Annotated in this window: 10 protein-coding genes and 1 pseudogene; 8 read left to right on the forward strand and 3 right to left on the reverse strand. The window is 57.3% G+C overall.

The genetic code is table 11. From position 1 onward, the window contains the following. Window positions 1–3 precede the first annotated feature (3 nt). Entirely contained in the window at window positions 4–1,314 is a 1,311-nt protein-coding gene (rsmB, locus tag NXF97_RS06775; RefSeq protein ID WP_074008567.1) for a 16S rRNA (cytosine(967)-C(5))-methyltransferase RsmB, read from the reverse strand. Continuing rightward, complete coding sequence (gene fmt / locus NXF97_RS06780) at window positions 1,311–2,270, reverse strand: methionyl-tRNA formyltransferase (protein ID WP_074008566.1); 960 nt, start codon at window positions 2,268–2,270, stop codon at window positions 1,311–1,313. Before fmt ends, rsmB begins: the two co-directional genes overlap by 4 nt. Before the next feature lie 160 nt (window positions 2,271–2,430). Here fmt and NXF97_RS06785 point away from each other — a divergent pair, with 160 nt between their 5' ends. Next, on the forward strand, window positions 2,431–3,339 hold the full coding sequence (locus NXF97_RS06785) for an alpha/beta fold hydrolase (RefSeq protein ID WP_274955526.1): 909 nt from the start codon (window positions 2,431–2,433) through the stop codon (window positions 3,337–3,339). A gap of 60 nt (window positions 3,340–3,399) precedes the next feature. On the opposite strand, the gene def is transcribed toward NXF97_RS06785, so the two are convergent. After that, complete coding sequence (gene def / locus NXF97_RS06790) at window positions 3,400–3,930, reverse strand: peptide deformylase (protein ID WP_022372343.1); 531 nt, start codon at window positions 3,928–3,930, stop codon at window positions 3,400–3,402. A 77-nt stretch (window positions 3,931–4,007) separates the two neighbouring features. Here def and NXF97_RS06795 point away from each other — a divergent pair, with 77 nt between their 5' ends. The 7 genes and pseudogenes from NXF97_RS06795 (at window position 4,008) to NXF97_RS06825 (ending at window position 14,146) form a co-directional block, all read left to right on the forward strand. Next, window positions 4,008–4,913: a DNA-processing protein DprA gene (locus tag NXF97_RS06795; RefSeq protein WP_274955527.1), complete on the forward strand. Its 906-nt coding sequence runs from the start codon at window positions 4,008–4,010 to the stop codon at window positions 4,911–4,913. A gap of 172 nt (window positions 4,914–5,085) precedes the next feature. Beyond that, window positions 5,086–7,566: pseudogene (locus NXF97_RS06800) on the forward strand (DNA topoisomerase III); the annotation flags it as partial. A 258-nt stretch (window positions 7,567–7,824) separates the two neighbouring features. Beyond that, window positions 7,825–8,841: an amino acid ABC transporter substrate-binding protein gene (locus NXF97_RS06805; protein WP_074008564.1), complete on the forward strand. Its 1,017-nt coding sequence runs from the start codon at window positions 7,825–7,827 to the stop codon at window positions 8,839–8,841. 182 nt (window positions 8,842–9,023) lie between these two features. Continuing rightward, window positions 9,024–10,196: an amino acid ABC transporter permease gene (locus NXF97_RS06810; RefSeq protein ID WP_074008563.1), complete on the forward strand. Its 1,173-nt coding sequence runs from the start codon at window positions 9,024–9,026 to the stop codon at window positions 10,194–10,196. Window positions 10,197–10,207: 11 nt separating this feature from the next. After that, window positions 10,208–11,317 (forward strand): amino acid ABC transporter permease, encoded by a 1,110-nt coding sequence (locus tag NXF97_RS06815; protein ID WP_074008562.1) that lies wholly within the window; start codon window positions 10,208–10,210, stop codon window positions 11,315–11,317. A 15-nt stretch (window positions 11,318–11,332) separates the two neighbouring features. Beyond that, window positions 11,333–11,812, forward strand: a complete 480-nt coding sequence (locus tag NXF97_RS06820; RefSeq protein WP_274955528.1) for a hypothetical protein — start codon at window positions 11,333–11,335, stop codon at window positions 11,810–11,812. 18 nt (window positions 11,813–11,830) lie between these two features. After that, window positions 11,831–14,146 carry a Tex family protein gene (locus tag NXF97_RS06825; protein ID WP_274955529.1) on the forward strand — a complete coding sequence of 772 codons (2,316 nt, stop codon included), beginning with the start codon at window positions 11,831–11,833 and terminating at the stop codon, window positions 14,144–14,146. Window positions 14,147–14,174: the final 28 nt, after the last annotated feature.

Consider the following 14,174-nt stretch of genomic DNA (forward strand, 5'->3'; position numbering starts at 1 on the left):
CAGTCAGTCAAGCTTTGTTATGAGGGCATAGAAGAAGCCGTCATGCGGACCGGCAAAGCCGTAGGAATCCTTTCCGGATTCGTGCGGCATGAGCGTCAGCAGTTCAGCCCCGCAGGCCGTTTTGACGATGTCTGCATCAGCGTGCCGGGAAAGAAAGGATCTGACCTGGCCGCGGCCTTCTTCCTCAAATACTGAGCATACGGCATAGAGCAGCTTTCCGCCAACCTTTAGGCACGGCCACAGTGCTTCAAGAAGCCGATACTGTTGCTTTGCCAACGAAGCGATGTCTTTCGGGGTTCTCGAAAGCACAATGTCGGGGTGACGCCGGACGATGCCGCTTGCGGTGCACGGGGCATCAAGCAATATGCGGTCAAAGGGGCGCTTATCCCACCAGGAGGCGGTGTCAGCGGCGTCAGCGGTGCGGACTTCGGCCGTAAGACCGAGTCTGTCCAGATTTTCCGTGATTCTGCCGGCGCGCAGGGGATCGACTTCAAGCGCCGTTACTGAGCAATCAGCCAGTTCCAGAAGATGTGCTGTTTTGCCGCCGGGTGCAGCGCACGCGTCCAGTATCCGGTCTCCGTTTTCAGGCGCCAGAAGATGCGCGGCAAGCTGTGCGCCGGCATCCTGAATGCTGACGAGCCCTTCGTTAAAGCCCGGAATTTTTCCGACAGGCACGGCCTCATTAATGACCACGGCTTCATTTTCCACGGCAGCGACCGTAAGCCCCTGACTGCGGGCTGTTTCACACCAGGCGGAAACGGTCGTTCTGCGGCGGTTCACCCGGACCGTGAGCGGCGGTTTTTTCTTCTGTACGGCCAAAATTTCATCGGCAGCCGCACGGCCGAATTCCCGGTCAAGACGCTCAATCCACCAGCGCGGCGCATTAAAACGCACGCAGGGATCGCGGTTTACAAAGTCCGTGAGTTTTTCGGCCTCGCGGGTAAAGCGCCGCAGACAGGCATTGATGAAGCCCGCGGCAGGCGCCGTTTCCGGATCGGCTTTGGCTGCCGTCACAGCCTCGTTGAGAATGGCATAACTTTTCTGCGGAAAATCGCAGAGCGCGCATAAGCCCGCAGAAAGGAGATTACGCACCGCGGGAAGCGGAGGTCTCTGCGCGAGCTGATCAATCAGGGCTTCACACAGGTAGGCGCGGCGGGCACAGGAGTAAAGCATGGACTGAACGGCTGCTTTTTCTTCAGGCCTGGCCTGAGCGCACGCAGCTGACAGGGCTTTTTCAAGTGTTGAGCCGGTGCGCATCAGCTGCAGTGCATCGGCCGTGAGCTTCAGAGAGCGCCGAAAGGCAATGCTTGTCATGAGAGCACCTCACCGGGCTGAATGCCTGAACTCTGAATAAAGGCCTGGGCGGCAACGGCGGGTTTACCCGGTCGCTGAAGCCGGGTGCAGCAGACTGCACCGCTGCCGCAGGCAATCACGACGCCGTCGGCAGAGCAGCTGAGGACTTCCCCGGGATGTCCCTGACCGCTGCAGACGCCGGCAAACCAGATTTTGAACGTTTCACCGTTACGCTGTGCGGTCGAGCCGGGGAAGGGGCAGAAAGCCCGGATACGGGCGGCGATTTCTTCCGCACTTTTTGTCCAGTCAACCGGGCTTTCGGACTTAAGGATCTTGTGAGCGTAGGTCACGCCTTCAGCGGGCTGAGCCGCTGCCATCAGCCCGGCCGGACGCGAAAGGGCGTCAGTGATCATCCGGGCGCCGAGTTGCGTGAGCTTTTCCGTCAGAGTCTCTGAGGTATCCGTTGCCGTAATTTCCACGGCGCGGCTTTCAATCATGTCGCCGGTGTCAAGCCCCGCATCCATCTTCATAAGCGTGATGCCGGTCTGCGCGTCCTGCGATTCAATGGCCCGGGTGATGGGCGCGGCGCCCCGCCAACGCGGCAGAAGCGAAGCATGAATGTTGATGCTGCGGATCGTGCCGTCGGCGCCGATGCCCTTGGCAGCGTCTAAAGCCCGCTGCGGCAGGATCAGTCCGTAGGCAGCCACAACAAACACGTCGCAGCCGCAGTTTTCCAGCGCTTTAAGGGCTTCTTCGGCTTCTTCGGGCGACTTTTTCACCGACAGCGTCACCGGAGTGAGAACCGGAAGTCCCAAGGACACGGCAACAGTTTTGACGGCACTCGGATGCAGCTTCATGCCGCGTCCGCTCGGTCTGTCCGGCTGTGTGAGCACCAACACGATTTCGTGACCGGCCTCATGCAGTGCGGATAAAGCGGCGGCGGCAAAAGCAGGCGTTCCAGCAAAGGCAATGCGCATACGTGAACTCTCTGAGAAGAACCGGCAGAAAATGCCGGTGTCCGGGGACTTCCGGGGAAAGAAACTTCAGCGGGAAATTGTACCTGCACAACCGTCACAATACGGACGTTTCTGCTAGTCTCGCAGGCAACAGTATTGTTCGTTTATCCGGTGGACAAAAGTGTCAGAGCAGAATCAGATTGTGGATTTGGCCTATAAAACTTACGGTGACCCGCATCTGCCGCCGATCATTCTTCTGATGGGGCTCGGTACGCCTGCGGCAGCCTGGCCGCGGCAGTTTATTGCTGATCTGGTGCAGGGCGGCCTGTATGTGATCGTTCCGGATAACCGTGACAGCGGGGCAAGCCCCGCCGCAGAAGGAGACGTGAGCCGCCGGCAGGTTGTGTGCGCCATTGCCCGTTATCTGATCGGCTGCCGGGTTAAGGCGCCTTATCGGCTCGAAGACATGGCCGCCGATGTGTTTGCACTGATGGATAGGCTCGGACTGGAAAAGGCGGCCGTGGCAGGAATTTCCATGGGCGGCATGATCGCTCAGTGTATGGCCATTGAGGCGCCGCAGCGCGTGAGTTCTCTTGTCTGTATGTCAACGGCTTGCGGAAATCCGAGAACAGGCCTGGGAAAACTTAAGGCCGTGGCAGCGGTTTTGCCTGCGTCAAAGCCGCCCGCTGACGCGGCCGAAGCCAGAGAGGCACTGAGAAAACTTTTTGCCGTGATCGGAACGAAGGGAAATACGTACCCGGACGATTATCTGGATGCGGTCCTCAGGGCGGCGGCTCAGCAAAAAGATCCGGAAAAAGCCACGGCCCGGCAGCTCATGGCGATTCTTGCCTCCGGTAACCGCGTAAAGGCCCTGCGGCAGCTTTTTGTTCCTGCGCTCGTGGTGCACGGACTGGCGGATCCGCTGCTGCCGAAGGCTGCCGGTATGGAAATTGCCAAAAACATCCGGGGTGCCCGGTTTTTAGGCATTGAAGGCATGGGGCACGACCTGCCCCCTGCTCATATCGATGAGATTGCCCGTGCTGTCGCGGCCCACTGTTACGGAGCGGGACCGGACTTTTCCGCCAAGTAAAAAGCGCACGCCGGCTACGGGTGCGCTTTTGTAACGGTTAGCAGAGTAAGGCCTGATGCATTACTGTCTTTTTTCCTTGGCTTCGCGGGCTTTCTCACGCCGCAGTTTGGCAAGCTTAGCGACGGTGCGGCTCTTTTTCAGGCGGCTTAAGTGGTCCACGAATACGATGCCGTTTAAGTGGTCTGTTTCGTGCTGAACGCAGACACTCATCAGTTCATCGCATTCCATCTCAAAGGGTTTACCGTCGAGGTCCTGTGCCTTGATGAGGACGCGGGCGGGGCGCTCTACTTTCTCATAGACGCCGGGCAGCGACAGACAGCCTTCCTCACAGTCAACGACTTCATCGGAAAGCGGCTCAATTACCGGGTTAACGAAAACTCTCAGGTCGTTTTTGTCTTCACTGATATCCACGACCATCATACGGATGAGTTTGCCGATCTGGGGGGCGGCAAGCCCCACGCCCGGTGCGGCGTACATCGTCTCGGCCATGTCGGCGGCCAATTGTTTTAATTCATCATTGAACTCGGTCACCGGCTGCGCCTTTTCGGCCAACCGGGGATCGGGGTACTGTACGATAGGCAGTAAAGCCACGGAGTTGTCTCCAGAAAAAATTCGCGTTGGCTGACAGAATACAGCAAATACAGTGTTCTACAGGTATAAAACCGCTGATGGAAACCATAGATAAAGCAGAAAAAGGCGGCAAAAGCCGAGAGGAGATTCTTGCCTGGCTCAAAATTGCCTGTGTTTTCGGAGGCAATGTGCGCGCCGTGACGGCGCTGATCCGGTCTTTCGGCACGCCGGAGGATGTTTTTGACGCGCCGAAACGGCTGCTTGCAAAAGTGATCGGGATGGACGATGCCGCCGCACTGCTTTCGATGCAGACTGAGGAAACGGCGCAGAAAAGTTTTAACTGGCTTGAAAGTGCGCCTTCAGCCGATATCGTGGTTCTTACCGATGACGATTATCCGCAGGCACTGATTCATGCGGGGGAACCGCCGGCGCTGCTTTTTATCCGCGGGCAAAGAGCGCTTCTGAGAAAAGAACGAGTGCTCCTTGCCGTTACCGCAGCGGCCGACAAAGAGGGACAGGAGAATGCGGCTGATTTTGCTGCGGCACTGTCGGCTTCAGGCGTGGTGCCCGTTTCATTTCTTGAGACGGCTGCTGAAAAGGTACTGGTGAGTGCTGCCGCCCGTCCGGGGCTCGGCATCATCGTGTGTTCGGCAGGCGGCCCTGACAGGGTTTCAGCTCAAAGGCTGCGGGCCTATGAAGCCATCGAGAGCAACGGACTCATCGTGACGGCGGAATTCCCCGGAACCGGTGCAACAGACGTAAGCCGCGGACGCTGCCGGTGGCTTGCCGCGGCTCTGAGCCGCGCTCTTTTGGTGATTCAGGCTGAGCGCCGCAGCACAATCCTCGGACTGGCCCGTGAGGCAGGTAACCTCGGACGGGATGTGGCGGCCCTGCCAGGGTCGGTTCACTCGCCGCTGTATAAGGGTAATCATCAGCTCATCCGGGAGGGCGCGCGCCTGGTCGAAAATATTGATGATCTGAAGGCAGATCTGCGCCTGGACTGAGGTAAATAAGCACTTTTACGCTCTGTTGCGGTTATCACGCGGCGGCAAAAGTTGATATCCTGAAAAAAGGAGCAGCGCCGAAAAAGGCAGTCAGGAGGGCAAGGAAAGACCCCGGCAGCCGGTGTGCTGCCGTTCTTTTTTCGGCCGGTGCCTTTGGCCCAGAATCATTGACATGAAAACACTCATTATTGCGGAAAAGCCCTCGGTTGCCACGGACATCGCCCGTGTGATCGGGGGAATGAAGAAAAACGGCGACTATTACGAAGGCGATGAATACATCGTCGGCAATGCCCTCGGGCACCTTCTGGAGCTTGCCTGCCCGGAAAAGTATGAAGTCAAGCGCGGCAAGTGGACTTTTGCACATCTGCCCGTGCTGCCGCCGGAATTTGATCTCAAGCCCATCGCCAAGTCGGCAGAAAAACTGAAAAACCTCGGCAAACTCATCCGCCGCAGTGATGTCGGCACCATCGTCAACGCATGCGATGCGGGGCGTGAAGGGGAGCTGATTTTCCGCTACATCATGCAGGCAACGAAGGCAAAAAAGCCGATTAAGCGCCTGTGGCTGCAGTCAATGACGCCGGGCGCCATCCGTGAGGCCATGCATAACCTTCGCAGTGATGAAGAAATGCAGCCTCTGGCGGAAGCCGCAAAATCCCGTTCGGAAGCTGACTGGCTTGTCGGCATCAACGGTACGCGCGCGATGACTGCCTTTAACAGTCAGGGCGGCGGCTTTTTCCTGACAACGGTCGGTCGCGTGCAGACGCCGACGCTTGCGATCGTGGTGCAGAGAGAAAATGAAATCCGCGCGTTTAAGCCGAAGGATTACTGGGAGGTTAATGCCGACTTTTCCTTTGCGGGCGGCTCTTACAGCGGCCGTTGGTTTGACGCAGAATTTAAGAAGGATCCGAAGTATCCGGAATTAAAGGCCGAGCGTCTTTTTTCCCGGGATGCGGCTGAGGCTGTTGTGGCACGCTGCCGCGGGAAAAAGGGGACGGTAACGGAGTCCAGTAAGCGCACAAAGCAGCTTTCTCCACAGCTTTTTGACCTCACAAGTCTGCAGCGTGAAGCCAACAATAAGTTCGGATTTTCCGCAAAGACCACGCTTTCTATTGCCCAGGCGCTTTACGAAAAGCACAAGGCACTTACCTACCCGAGAACCGACAGCCGGGCATTGCCGGAGGACTATCTCGGCACGGTGCGCGACACGCTTGCGGTCGTGGCGCACTCACCGGCTTTTGCGCCTTACGCTCAGGGCATTTTGCAGAATAACTGGGTGAAGCCCTCCCGCCGTATTTTTGATAATTCAAAAATCAGCGATCACTTTGCCATTATTCCGACCCTGCAGCCGCCGGCTTCGGCGCTCACGGAAGCTGAACAGAAGGTCTATGACCTTGTTGTCCGCCGTTTCATGGCGGTGTTTTATCCGGCTGCCGAGTATGACGTCACAACCCGCATCACAAAGGTGGGTGAGGACAGCTTTAAGACCGAAGGTAAAGTTCTCGTCAAAGCCGGCTGGCTTGAGATTTACGGCAAGGCCGGGGGAGGGGAAGACCTCGCCGCGCTGCAGGGCGCCGCGGAGGTTCTGACGGACCATATTCAGTCGGACGCGTTTCAGACGAAACCTCCGGCCCGCTATACCGAAGCAACGCTTTTGTCCGCAATGGAAGGCGCAGGAAAACTTGTCTCCGAGGGTGAACTGCGTGACGCCATGGCTGAAAAAGGGCTCGGTACGCCGGCCACGCGGGCTGCCATCATTGAAAACCTGATTGATCAGAACTACATGCTGCGCGAAGGCCGTGAACTGCGGCCCACCGCCAAGGCCCAGCAGCTCTTTTCGCTTTTAAAGGGCCTGGGAATTTCCGCGCTTTCGGATCCGAAACTCACCGGTGAGTGGGAGTACAAGCTCTCGCAGATTGAAAAGGGCCGTCTCTCGCGCGAAGAGTTCATGAATGAAATCCGCCGGATGACCACGGGCATTGTGGATTCGGCCAAACAGTACAAGGGGGACGATGTGCCGGTCGAGCATCCCGTGCACATCAAGCATCCGTGTCCGAAGTGCGGCGGTGCCGTGGTGGAAAACTACCGCGGCTTTGCCTGCACGAATCCGGACTGCGATTTCCATATCAGCAAGCACCCGGCCGGACGTACATTCGAGCCGGCTGAAGTTGAGGAGCTGCTTGAAAAGCGTCAGATCGGACCTTTAAACGGTTTTATCAGCAAGATGGGGCGGCCCTTTTCCGCCCTGCTGCGCCTTAATGCCGACAACGCGCTTGAGTTTGACTTCGGCGACCGTGAAAAAGAAGACGACGGCACGGATGTGTCCGAGCTGCCGGTCGTGGGGGTCTGTCCCAAGTGCGGAGGTCGCGTGCGCGCGGGTGCTGCCTCTTACTTCTGTGAAAACACACTCGGCGCCAAGACCTGTGACTTCCGCTGCGGGCGTGTGATTCTGCAGCAGCCGTTGGAGCCCGCAGAGCTCGAAAAGATCCTGACGGAAGGAAAATCAAGCCTTCTGACGGGCTTTGTCTCCAACCGCAGCCACCGTAAGTTCAAGGCCTATCTGGTGCTCGATAAAAAGACCGGCAAGATCGGGTTTGAGTTTGAGGAGCGCCCGGCGGCCGGAAAAGCCGCAGGCAAAACTGCAGGAAAAACCACGCGCAGAAAAACGGCGGCAAAAAGCTGAAAAACGGCCGTCTGACACCCGGTCCTCAACGGATAAGTACTCAGTCGTGTTGACGCAGGCCAATACGACCGCACACAAAAAGTTATAAAAATATCCCGGACGGGCAGCGGTTGTTAAACTCAGAAACCGTCTGATTTGCCGGAGACTTACTCCGGCGGATCCAGTTGTGTTTTTTGCGCTCAATGCGGGCGGGACAATGCCTGCCGCGGGCAGGATTTATGGAGATGAACAATGCAGGTTAAGTCTGTTTGTTTGGCTGTTGCCTTGGCCGGTGCCGCACTGTCAGTGCAGGCTGGCCCCGTTTTGGACGCGGTCCGCGCCCGAGGCCAGGTGATTTGCGGTGTCAACACCGCTGCTCCCGGTTTTTCCAGTGTGGACAGCCGCGGCAACTGGAGCGGTCTTGATGTCGATACGTGCCGTGCGGTGGCGGCTGCGGTTCTGGGGGATGCTTCCAAAGTAAAGGCCGTGCCTTTGTCGTCTCCGCAGCGCTTTACGGCCCTGCAGTCCGGTGAAGTTGACATGCTCGCGCGCAACACGACCTGGACGCTGACGCGTGATGCGAGCATGGGTGCCGTTTTTGCCGCCATCAATTACTACGACGGTCAGGGCTTTATGGTCCCGAAAAAGCTGGGCGTGAAAAGCGCCAAGCAGTTAAACGGCGCTACGGTGTGTCTGCAGGCCGGCACGAGTTCCGTGCAGGCTTTGGCTGACTACTTTGCCGCCAACCGCATGAAGTTTAAGCCGGTGATGTTTGATACGACGGAAGCCACGCAAAGCGCGTTTCTGTCCGGCCGCTGCCAGGTTTATACGACGGACATGAGTGACCTTGCGGGCGCCCGTACGCGTGCCCGCAATCCGGGTGACTTCGTGATCCTTCCGGAGACGATTTCCAAGGAGCCGCTCGGGCCCTCCGTGCGCCGCGGCGATGATGAGTGGTTCCAGATTGTGCGTTGGTCTTTCTACACGATGGTGGAAGCTGAGGAAAACGGTCTTACCTCTGCCAACGTCGATGAAAAGCGCAAGACAAGCAAGGTGCCCCAGGTGATGCGTCTGACCGGCACCGGTGACGATACCGGCAAGCTTCTCGGCCTTGACAAGGACTGGTCCTACCGCATCATCAAACAGGTCGGAAACTACGGAGAAAGCTGGACGAAGAATTTCGGACCGCAGACGCCTCTGAACCTGCCCCGCGGTTTGAACAACCTTTGGACCAACGGCGGTATTCTGTACGCGCCTCCGATCCGGTAAGCATTGTTTGAGCTTCTGACTGCGGCACGGGTTTGTACGCTTGCCGCAGTAAAAAGGCGGGGCATCTTTTTTTTAAGGTGTGCCCGCTTTTGCGTATGGCGCACGGAGGCGCTTTTTTATAATCCTCATTTTTCAGGAGCTGCCGCAGTACCGGCAGCCGGCGTTCTCAGACGGATCAGCAGATGCAGACAGATGAGCTACAGACAATCGGTGATGAGGCCTACAGAAAAAGAGCTGCGCACGAAAAACGAAAAAACCGGAGTCTGCAGCTTTTGGTGCTTGTGATCGTGGCGGCTGTTGTCTGGTGGCTTGCCGGTAACGTGGCCGACAATCTCGAGCAGCGCAATATCCGCAGCGGCTTTGAGTTTCTGAAAAATGCCGCCGGTTTTGAAATCGGCGAGGCAGTGTTGCCTTTTGCGTCGTCTGACTCCGTTGCGCGGGCGTTTTTCATCGGTTTGCTCAACACTCTGAGAGTGTCCTTTTTCGCAGTGATTTCCGCGACGGTTCTGGGGGTTGTTGTCGGTCTGATGCGGCTTACGGCCCATCCCGTGATCCGCATGCTCGGTACCGCGCATGTTGAGTTTTACCGCAATATTCCCCTCATCATTCAGCTTTTTGCCATTTACCTGCTCATTACCGAACTGCTGCCGATGAGCACCGAAGCGCTGCACGCCGGATCTTGGGCCCTTTTGTCCAAGGCCGGGCTTCAGGTGGCCGTTCCCAATCAGGAAATGCTTTCGCTTTTGGCAGCTTTGGTGGCGGCTCTGCTGACGCTATTTCTGGTTCGCCTTTACTGCCGGCAGACGATGACCGATCTTGCGGCGAATTTGGCTGGGCTCGGTGCGGCTGTGCTGATGGGCATTGTCATATGGGTTCTTTTCGGCTTTGTGGGCGGCTGGAGTAAGCCCGTGATCAACGGCTTTGCCATTGAAGGCGGTGCGGCTTTGTCCCCTGAATTTCTCGCGCTCTGGCTCGGGCTCACGCTCTTTACGTCGGCCGCGATTGCCGAAATTGTCCGTGCCGGCATTCTGGCGGTGCCCGTCGGACAGTGGAATGCGGGCAGGGCGCTCGGCATGAGCAAAATGCAGGTGGTGAGTTATGTCATCTTCCCGCAGTCCATGCGTCTGGCACTGCCGCCCCTGGCAAGCCAGTACATGAATCTCACGAAGAACTCGTCGCTGGCGGTGGTGATCGGCTATCCCGATCTTGTGGCGGTGGGTAATTCTTCCATCAATATTACCGGACAGGCGCTTGAAATCATCGTCATCATCATGGCGGTGTATCTGTGCATCAACCTTGTGATCAGTGTGCTGATGAATGCTTTAAACGCCCGCGTTGTCGGCGTCTCACGTTAGGAGCGGCAGACATGTTTGACAGCACTCAGACCTTAAGCCCTGACTTTCGGCCGACCCTCACCGACCGGATCAAAAACCGGTTTTTCTATTCGAAAACGGCCACGGGCGTCACCATCGTCGCCGGTTTTTTCCTGGCGGTGGTTTTTGTGTATCTCGTCCGCTGGGGCATTGTTGACGCTGTTTTCCGGGCCGATGCCAAGGCCTGCTATGAAGCGGGCGGGGCCTGCTGGGGCTTTATCACTGAAAAGTGGCGGCTGATTCTGTTTGGCCGCTACAACTACGATGAGCAGTGGCGCCCGGCACTGGCAACACTTCTGATCCTTGTCATGCTCGTTGTGACGGCGTGGCCCGTCACATGGAAAAAACCGTATGTGAAGTGGCTCATTGCCGGATGGGTTGTTGTCATGGCGGCGTTTTTCACCCTGATGGCGGGCGGCGTTTTCGGGCTTAAACCCGCTGACAGCGACAGCTGGGGCGGTCTGCCTCTGACGGTCATTCTCACGCTTCTCGGAATGACGGTGTCGGTGCCCATCGGCATTGTGCTGGCTTTGGGAAGGCGCAGCTCTCTGCCGCTCGTGAGAATGGTTTCGGCAGGTTACATTGAGATCGTCCGCGGGGTGCCCCTCATCACAGTCCTTTTTGTGGCTAGTTTCGTGTTTCCGCTGCTTCTGCCCTCTGACGTACGCATTGATCCGTTCTGGCGCGTGGCCTGGGGCATTATTCTTTTTCAGGCTGCTTATATGGCTGAGACCGTCAGAGGTGGCCTGCAGACCATTCCCAAGGGGCAGTTTCTGGCCGCGGATTCGCTCGGGCTTAAAGCCTGGCAGAGTCAGCTTTATGTGATCCTTCCGCAGGCGCTTGCCGCGGTGATTCCGGCCTTTGTGAATTCGCTGCTTTCAACCTTTATGGATACGTCGCTTGTGACCGTGGTTTCCATGTTTGATCTCACGGGCAGCCTTGCGCTTGCGCTCGGCGACGCTCAGTGGCGGGATTTCTTCCGGGAAGGCTACATTTTCATTGCCGCTATTTATTTTTCCGCGAGCTTTGTGATGAGCCGCTACAGTCAGTGGCTCGAAGTGCGTCTGCGCGGCAGCCGCAGAAATGCCTCTTTTTCGCTGTAGGAAGTGAGTGTTTTTATGACAGAGGATCTGCAGCCTGTTTTTGAGCATGAAGTCCTTTTGGGCAGCGTGGTCTGCGCGGATGCCGGAGCTTCTGAGGCACTGCGTTCACGTGTGATTGACGGGCTTGTCCGTTTTGTGAAAAACCCCGAGATGCACGCCGAAGGGCTTCAGATGAATGCTCTGACGCAGGACAGCTCTGAACCGGAAAAAATCGTCTTTCACCGGTCGCTGCAGGCCGGGAAAGTCAGTTTTGAGGATCGGGTGACCGTGACGCAGGACGCCGTCATCTTTGACGTAAGCCGTCAGCAGGCGCTACCGGCCTCCCGTCTGACAGTGCGTCTGATTGAAAGAGAGGGTGTTTTTCTGCTGAGGTTCTCCTATGAAGGAGAACCCGGACAAAAATATCCGGAATATGAGGAAGTGCTGCGGAAGAAGGCATGGGTTGCAAAAGACCAGGCACTTGCCTCTGCCGTTGCGCACGACGCAGGTTTTTAGTTTTGTTTTTTATTCAGCATGACAGAAATTGATTTGGCGGCTCAGGCCCGCATTACCCGTCATATTGCCGAAACGATCGGGGCCCGCACGGCGCAGGTAAGCGCTGCGGTGGCGTTGCTCGATGAAGGTGCAACGGTTCCGTTTATCGCCCGTTACCGTAAGGAAGTCACGGGCGGACTTGATGATACACAGCTCAGAAACCTGCAGGAACTTCTCATTTACGGACGTGAGCTTGAAGAGCGCCGTGCCGCCGTGATTGCTTCGGTTGAGGAGCAGGGCAAGATGACGGAAGAACTGCGGCAGGCCTTTGAGGCAGCCGACACCAAGCAGCGTCTAGAAGACCTTTACCTCCCCTACAAGCCCAAGCGTAAGACGCGTGCGCAGGCTGCCGTCGCGGCCGGCCTTGAGCCGCTTGCCGATAAGCTCTGGAAGAACCCCGGACTTGATCCTCAGGCCGAAGCGCAGGCCTTTGTTTCGGCCGATAAAGGTGTGGCCGACACCAAGGCGGCGCTTGACGGTGCGCGCGATATTCTGGCCGAGCGTTTTGCGGAAAACGCCGACATGCTTGAGATGCTGCGGGCCTGGCTCTGGAAGCATGCCTTTATTGTTTCTTCGGTCGATGAAGCAAAGAAAGCGACGCCCGAAGCGGCCAATTTCCGTGATTATTTTGATTACAGCGAAGCCTTAAATGAGGTTGCTTCCCACCGTGCCCTGGCCCTTTTCCGAGGCCGTCAGGAGGGGGGTCTCACGCTCAAGATGCTTCTGACGGAAGAAGAGGAAGCGCTGCCGGTACATCCCTGTCAGAAATTGATTGCGGATTTTCTCGGCTGGCATGACGAGGGGCGTGCGGCAGATCAGTGGATTGCGTCCGTGATCCGCTGGACGTGGCGCGTGAAGTGCCTTACAACCCTGGAAACAGAGCTTTTTTCGCGGCTTCGGGATGAAGCTCAGGAAAAAGCGATCAGCGTTTTCGGCACAAACCTCAAGGATCTGCTGCTTGCCGCACCCGCGGGGCACAAGGGCGTGATTGGTCTTGATCCCGGTATCCGTACCGGTGTGAAAGTGGCCGTGATTTCTGAAACGGGCGCCGTGCTGGAAACCGGTGTGATGTTTCCGCATGAGCCGCGCCGTGAGTGGGATAAGTCCATCAAGATGCTCGCGCTTTACGCAAAGCATCACGGCAGCAAACTCATTTCCATCGGTAACGGCACAGCAAGCCGCGAAACCGACAAACTGGCCGGGGACTTTTTGGCTCACTATCCCGAGCTCGGGCTCACAAAGGTAGTGGTCAGCGAAGCCGGGGCCTCCGTTTATTCGGCTTCTGCCGAAGCGGCGGCGGAACTGCCGGAACTCGATGTCAGTTACCGCGGTGCCGTTTCCATTGCCCGGCGCCTGCAGGATCCCTTGGCCGAACTGGTGAAGATCGATCCCAAGGCAATCGGCGTGGGGCAGTATCAACACGACGTGAATCAGACGGAACTTGCACGCAAGCTTGACGCGGTGGTCGAAGACTGCGTCAATGCCGTCGGGGTTGACGTCAACACTGCGTCAGCCGCTCTTTTGGGGCGTGTTGCCGGATTGAGCGCCTCGCAAGCCAAAGCCATTGTTGCCTACCGTGACGCCAACGGCGCTTTTGCCGACCGTCAGTCGCTGATGAACGTGCCAAGGCTCGGCGCCAAGACGTTTGAGCAGGCCGCGGGCTTTCTGAGAATTCCGGGCGGGACAAATCCGCTGGACGCCTCGGCCGTACACCCCGAATCGTATCCTGTGGTTGAAAAAATCGTTGAAAAGACGGGACTTTCCGTGACTTCTCTGATCGGCAACACGAAAGTGCTTCACGGTCTTAATGCCGCAGACTTCACGGATGACCGTTTTGGGCTTCCGACAGTGACCGACATCATTGTCGAACTGGAAAAGCCGGGGCGCGATCCGCGTCCTGAATTTAAAACGGCCAAGTTTGCCGAAGGTGTGCACGAACTTAAGGATCTCACCCCGGGCATGCAGCTTGAGGGCGTCGTCACGAACGTGGCGGCTTTCGGAGCCTTTGTTGACATCGGTGTGCATCAGGACGGCCTGGTGCATGTTTCGGAGCTTGCCGACCGCTTCGTGAAAGACCCCCGGGATGTGGTGAAGGTGGGTGACATTGTGCATGTGCGCGTGCTTGATGTGGATACGGTAAGAAAGCGTATTGCCCTCAGCATGAAAACCGGTAAGGGCGCACCGGTGAAACACCACAAGCCGGCCGCCAAACATGAGCTTCACATCAAGCTTCCTGCGAAGATGCCGGCAGGCGCCATGGCTGCGGCTTTTGCCGGTCTGAAACTGAAACACTGATTCTGCCGGCTTAGGTAATAGTGTGTAG

The sequence above is a fragment of the Duodenibacillus massiliensis genome, from assembly GCF_928721995.1.
Taxonomy (GTDB): domain Bacteria; phylum Pseudomonadota; class Gammaproteobacteria; order Burkholderiales; family Burkholderiaceae_F; genus Duodenibacillus; species Duodenibacillus massiliensis.